6 protein-coding genes are annotated in these 3749 nt (G+C 35.6%); 1 reads left to right on the top strand and 5 read right to left on the bottom strand.

Going from position 1 to position 3749, the window contains the following annotated elements:
• Positions 1 to 75: 75 nt before the first annotated feature.
• The 5 genes from P8M54_RS06065 to P8M54_RS06045 all read right to left on the bottom strand — a co-directional run bounded on the left by P8M54_RS06065 (position 76) and on the right by P8M54_RS06045 (position 1966).
• Positions 76 to 360: an addiction module antidote protein gene (locus P8M54_RS06065; protein ID WP_300286269.1), complete on the bottom strand. Its 285-nt coding sequence runs from the start codon at positions 358 to 360 to the stop codon at positions 76 to 78.
• 3 nt (positions 361 to 363) lie between these two features.
• Positions 364 to 663 (bottom strand): type II toxin-antitoxin system RelE/ParE family toxin, encoded by a 300-nt coding sequence (locus tag P8M54_RS06060; RefSeq protein ID WP_300286267.1) that lies wholly within the window; start codon positions 661 to 663, stop codon positions 364 to 366.
• A 438-nt stretch (positions 664 to 1101) separates the two neighbouring features.
• The gene (locus tag P8M54_RS06055; RefSeq protein ID WP_300286265.1) at positions 1102 to 1401 is read right to left on the bottom strand and encodes a type II toxin-antitoxin system RelE/ParE family toxin; all 300 of its coding nucleotides are present in this window, start codon (positions 1399 to 1401) and stop codon (positions 1102 to 1104) included.
• Entirely contained in the window at positions 1394 to 1642 is a 249-nt protein-coding gene (locus P8M54_RS06050) for a type II toxin-antitoxin system ParD family antitoxin (protein ID WP_300286263.1), read from the bottom strand. The genes P8M54_RS06055 and P8M54_RS06050 overlap by 8 nt, the downstream gene beginning before the upstream one ends.
• Before the next feature lie 117 nt (positions 1643 to 1759).
• Entirely contained in the window at positions 1760 to 1966 is a 207-nt protein-coding gene (locus tag P8M54_RS06045; protein WP_300286261.1) for a hypothetical protein, read from the bottom strand.
• 107 nt (positions 1967 to 2073) lie between these two features.
• On the opposite strand from P8M54_RS06045, the gene P8M54_RS06040 reads away from it, so the two are divergent.
• The coding region (locus P8M54_RS06040; protein ID WP_300286259.1) for a tyrosine-type recombinase/integrase at positions 2074 to 3749 on the top strand (1676 nt) is incomplete at its 3' end.

Below are 3749 nucleotides of genomic sequence, written 5' to 3'. Positions count from 1 at the left end.
AGAAATAAAGTAGTACCTAATTTACACGAAAAAAGTAACAACAAAGGTTTTAGAAAAACATCGTTTTTATTTTATCTAGACGGATATAGGATTAACCGTTATTTGACCACCAACTGCTTTTAAAACTTTGGCTATTGTTGAGAATTGAGGTTTTGCTCCATCAGAAAGTGCTTTATACAAACTTGTTCTACTCAATCCTGATTTTTCAGCAATTTTACTCATTCCAATTGCTTTGGCCACATTACCAATCGCACTAATTAAATCATTTTCATTTCCATTTTCTAAAATTTCATTTAAATATTCAGCAATCATCTCATTATTGTCTAAATAATCTGCTATGTCAAATTTTGATGTTTCCATTTTCTATTTTTTTAATAATTTCCATATATTTTTTGCCTTTTCTATGTCACTTTGTTGAGACGATTTATCTCCTCCAATTAAAAGAATAATGATTTTATCATTATTTTCTTTAAAGTAAACTCGATAACCTTTCGCGTAATTTATTTTAAGCTCTTGTATTCCTTCTCCAACTGGTTCACAATCTCCAAAATGTTCCTCTTTCTCTAATTTTTGTATTCTGATTAAAATTTTGGCTTTAGCACGTAAATCTTTCAACTTCCTCAACCATTTGTCAAATTCTGATGTTTTTTCAATAAAGTACATAATGACATTGTATTCATTCGGATACAAAATTAATGAAATATTTTAGTTAAATTGTAGAGTTCTCCTCTTTTTTGCAGGTATTTTACAAAATGCCGCCCTATATTACAGTAGCATCAGCTCTCAGCGCTCGCTTCCTGAAAAAAATCGGTAGCGCGCAGACAAAGCCTTCATCCTTCACGCGAAATTCTTTTACATGAGCTTTTTTTGGGTTCTAACCTCTTTTAGAAATATCTTGTGTTTTGCCTAAAAAGTAGGATTTTGTTTGTACAATAAAATCATTTTTAAGTTTTGGGCGTGCCGGTAGTTACATTTCATTACAGTAGCCTCAGGGTCTAAGAATCGTAATTGAGCTGTTTAAATAAGATAAAAATCTTGCGAAAGATAAAAGTGAATTTTTCACTTATTTCGCCATTAAACTTAGCACTGTTTACTTTAGTATTATTGTTGCATCCTATTTTTTAAATCCATTCTTGAATGTAAAATTCTAGTAATTTCAATTTGTGTTGGGTTTACTATTCTATAAAATAGTATGTGTTGGCCTGATTTGTAGCCAAAAATTTCTGTGCTGATTTCATGATAATTCTTCCCGGAATTATGATTTTCAGCTATGTATCGACAATGTTCAAGAATTTCTTTATAGTATTTATCCGCTTGACTTTCCGACCAAACTTCATACGTATAATCCCAAATTTGGGTTAAGTCTTCAACAGCTTTATTTGTAAAAATGTAGTTAGCCATTTCTTTTGGTCGCTTTCAAAGATTCTAGATGTTTTTCTGCATTAAAATTGTTTGCTATTCCACTTTCAATTCCATCATTAATAGCATTTTTTAAAGCCATAATTTTACTTTCCTCTTCTTCTAGCAATCTTAATCCCGCGCGGATGACCTCACTTGCATTTTGAAATCTACCTTTTGAAATGCTGTCATCAACAAAACTTTCAAAATAATCACCTAAAGAAACCGATGTATTTCGTCCCATGATTTTAATTTTTAAGTAAAGTTACCAAATTTTGGTAATAGTATCAAGTTATCTTCTTTTTTCATTATCACAATAGCACAGTTAAAACCTATGTCTTAAAATAATAAGATTAATTCTTTACGACTTACTTCCATTATCCAGTATAAAGTTTTCAGTGCTCGCTAACCCCTCTAAAAGATATGATTTTTCCCGTTTTGGGAACTTTCTGTGCTTGTTTTTGAAATCTCTATTTTTTGGTGTTTTATTACGATCAACTTCTAAAATTGCAGTTGCATCTGGTTCGTAGCGTGCGCTTCCTGAAAACGATTGGGACAATACAATCAATACCGCCACTCTTGACGTGATGCCCTTTTGCGTAAGCGAAAATAAATACGATATCCTCCTTGTTATTTGTAAATAAAGTAGTATTTTAGTACCATCAAACTCCTCTTATGCAGATCATTGTAAAAAAGATATGGCATCGCGATGCGGACCGAATTGGTCTGTTTTTTCCATATGACACGACTACGATTTCCTTGGCTCGAAAGCTGGGTGGATCGTACAGTCAGTCGTTGCGGTGCTGGTATTTTGATTATAATGCGGCTAGTTATAAAATGATTAGTCAAAACTTTCCTAATTTGCTCATTGAAAACCCCAAAAGTATTTCTGCGCAATCGCTGGCCGGCTCTACCATAAGCCGTGACCTTCCAGCCATAGCTTCACGCGATTTTCAGTTAGATCCTGCACCTGTGCCTGATAACCCTGAACATATAACGGCACCTAAACCGTTAGAATCCCCGTTGCGATTAGAATTACTTCCTAATTTAGGGAAATATTGGGTTTTTAAAATGCCTTATAATCAGGTTATAAGCAAGCAATTACTGGCTATAAAGGGAATTTATTGGAATGCTAATTATAAGGTTTACATGGTTTTACGGCAAGCTAATGTGAAATCAAAGGTTGAAAAAGTGTTGGATGTCCCATCTTTTTTTCCTGAAAAGGATTTTTATAAGGCCGAGACGGCATTTGAAGGCGAATCGATAGTTTTAAAACCACACCCTGAGGATGTGAAATGGATGGAAGTTTATGTTCCGGCTCACCTTGTTTTGCGTGAAAAAATTAAGCGTTTTTCGATGGCTCGTTTCAGTACTATCAAAGAGTGTTATTTGTTGCCAGCAGCTCCAAGTGTATATGAAGCGATTGTCATGCAATTTGAACCTAACAAAATACTAATTAGCAAACAGTTACCGAAGGGGTATTTGCAATTGCAAAATTTACCTAATCGAAAGCAATTGGATTTAACTAAAACCAAAGAGCAGCTCTTTAACCAGGTGCCTGCTGCTGCACATGAGCATATTACCGCTATGGTGGATACGATTTTAGCGCTGAATTACAGTAGCTCTACGATGCGTACGTATGTGGGTGCTTTTTTGAAGTTTTTGCGTGATCATGGGTATCGAGATCCGCAAACAATTACTCAAAAGGAGATTGTTAAATATTTGGCTTCCTTAATGGAACGCGGACTATCAGCGACTTCGGGTCACAGTATGGTAAATGCACTGCAGTTTTACTACCAACAAATTGGATTACAAAAAGGGTTTGAACTGCACTTGCCTCGACCGAAAACCGAAAAGAAACTTCCGGCAGTATTAACGATGGAAGAGTGTTTAGAGATTTTTAGAGCTGTGGATAACCCCAAACATAAATTGTTACTGTTGGTAGGTTATGGCGCTGGTTTGCGTGTGAGTGAAATTGTTACTTTGGAGTGGCGCGATATTCTGTTTTCGGAGCATAAGATTCACATTAAGAACGCGAAGGGCAAAAAGGACCGAATGGTAATGCTGCCCTACTCGATTGTTAACTCACTGGAGATGTATAAAAAGTTGTACCAGCCTAATAAATATGTTTTTGAAGGTCAGTTCGCTGGCGAGCCGTACAGTACGGGTAGCGCTCAGCAGGTGATGCGTACGGCCTTGAAAAAGTCGGGTTTGTCCAAAAAAGCGACGGTTCACACGTTACGTCACAGTTTTGCCACTCATTTATTGGAAGGTGGAACCGATATTCGTTATATTCAAAAATTCCTGGGACACGCTAGTATTAAAACCACTACTATTTACACTCATGTATC

It is taken from the genome of Flavobacterium sp. (assembly GCF_029242675.1).
Lineage (GTDB): Bacteria > Bacteroidota > Bacteroidia > Flavobacteriales > Flavobacteriaceae > Flavobacterium.
The sequence above is the reverse complement of the archived record's forward strand: the minus strand, read 5'-3'. Positions and strand labels throughout refer to the sequence as shown.

Bases quoted from the DNA above. Each gene is read 5' to 3' on its own strand.
- P8M54_RS06065 (WP_300286269.1), bottom strand. From the start codon at position 360: ATGGAAACATCAAAATTTGACATAGCAGATTATTTAGACAATAATGAG.
- P8M54_RS06060 (WP_300286267.1), bottom strand. From the start codon at position 663: ATGTACTTTATTGAAAAAACATCAGAATTTGACAAATGGTTGAGGAAG.
- P8M54_RS06055 (WP_300286265.1), bottom strand. From the start codon at position 1,401: ATGGCTAACTACATTTTTACAAATAAAGCTGTTGAAGACTTAACCCAA.
- P8M54_RS06050 (WP_300286263.1), bottom strand. From the start codon at position 1,642: ATGGGACGAAATACATCGGTTTCTTTAGGTGATTATTTTGAAAGTTTT.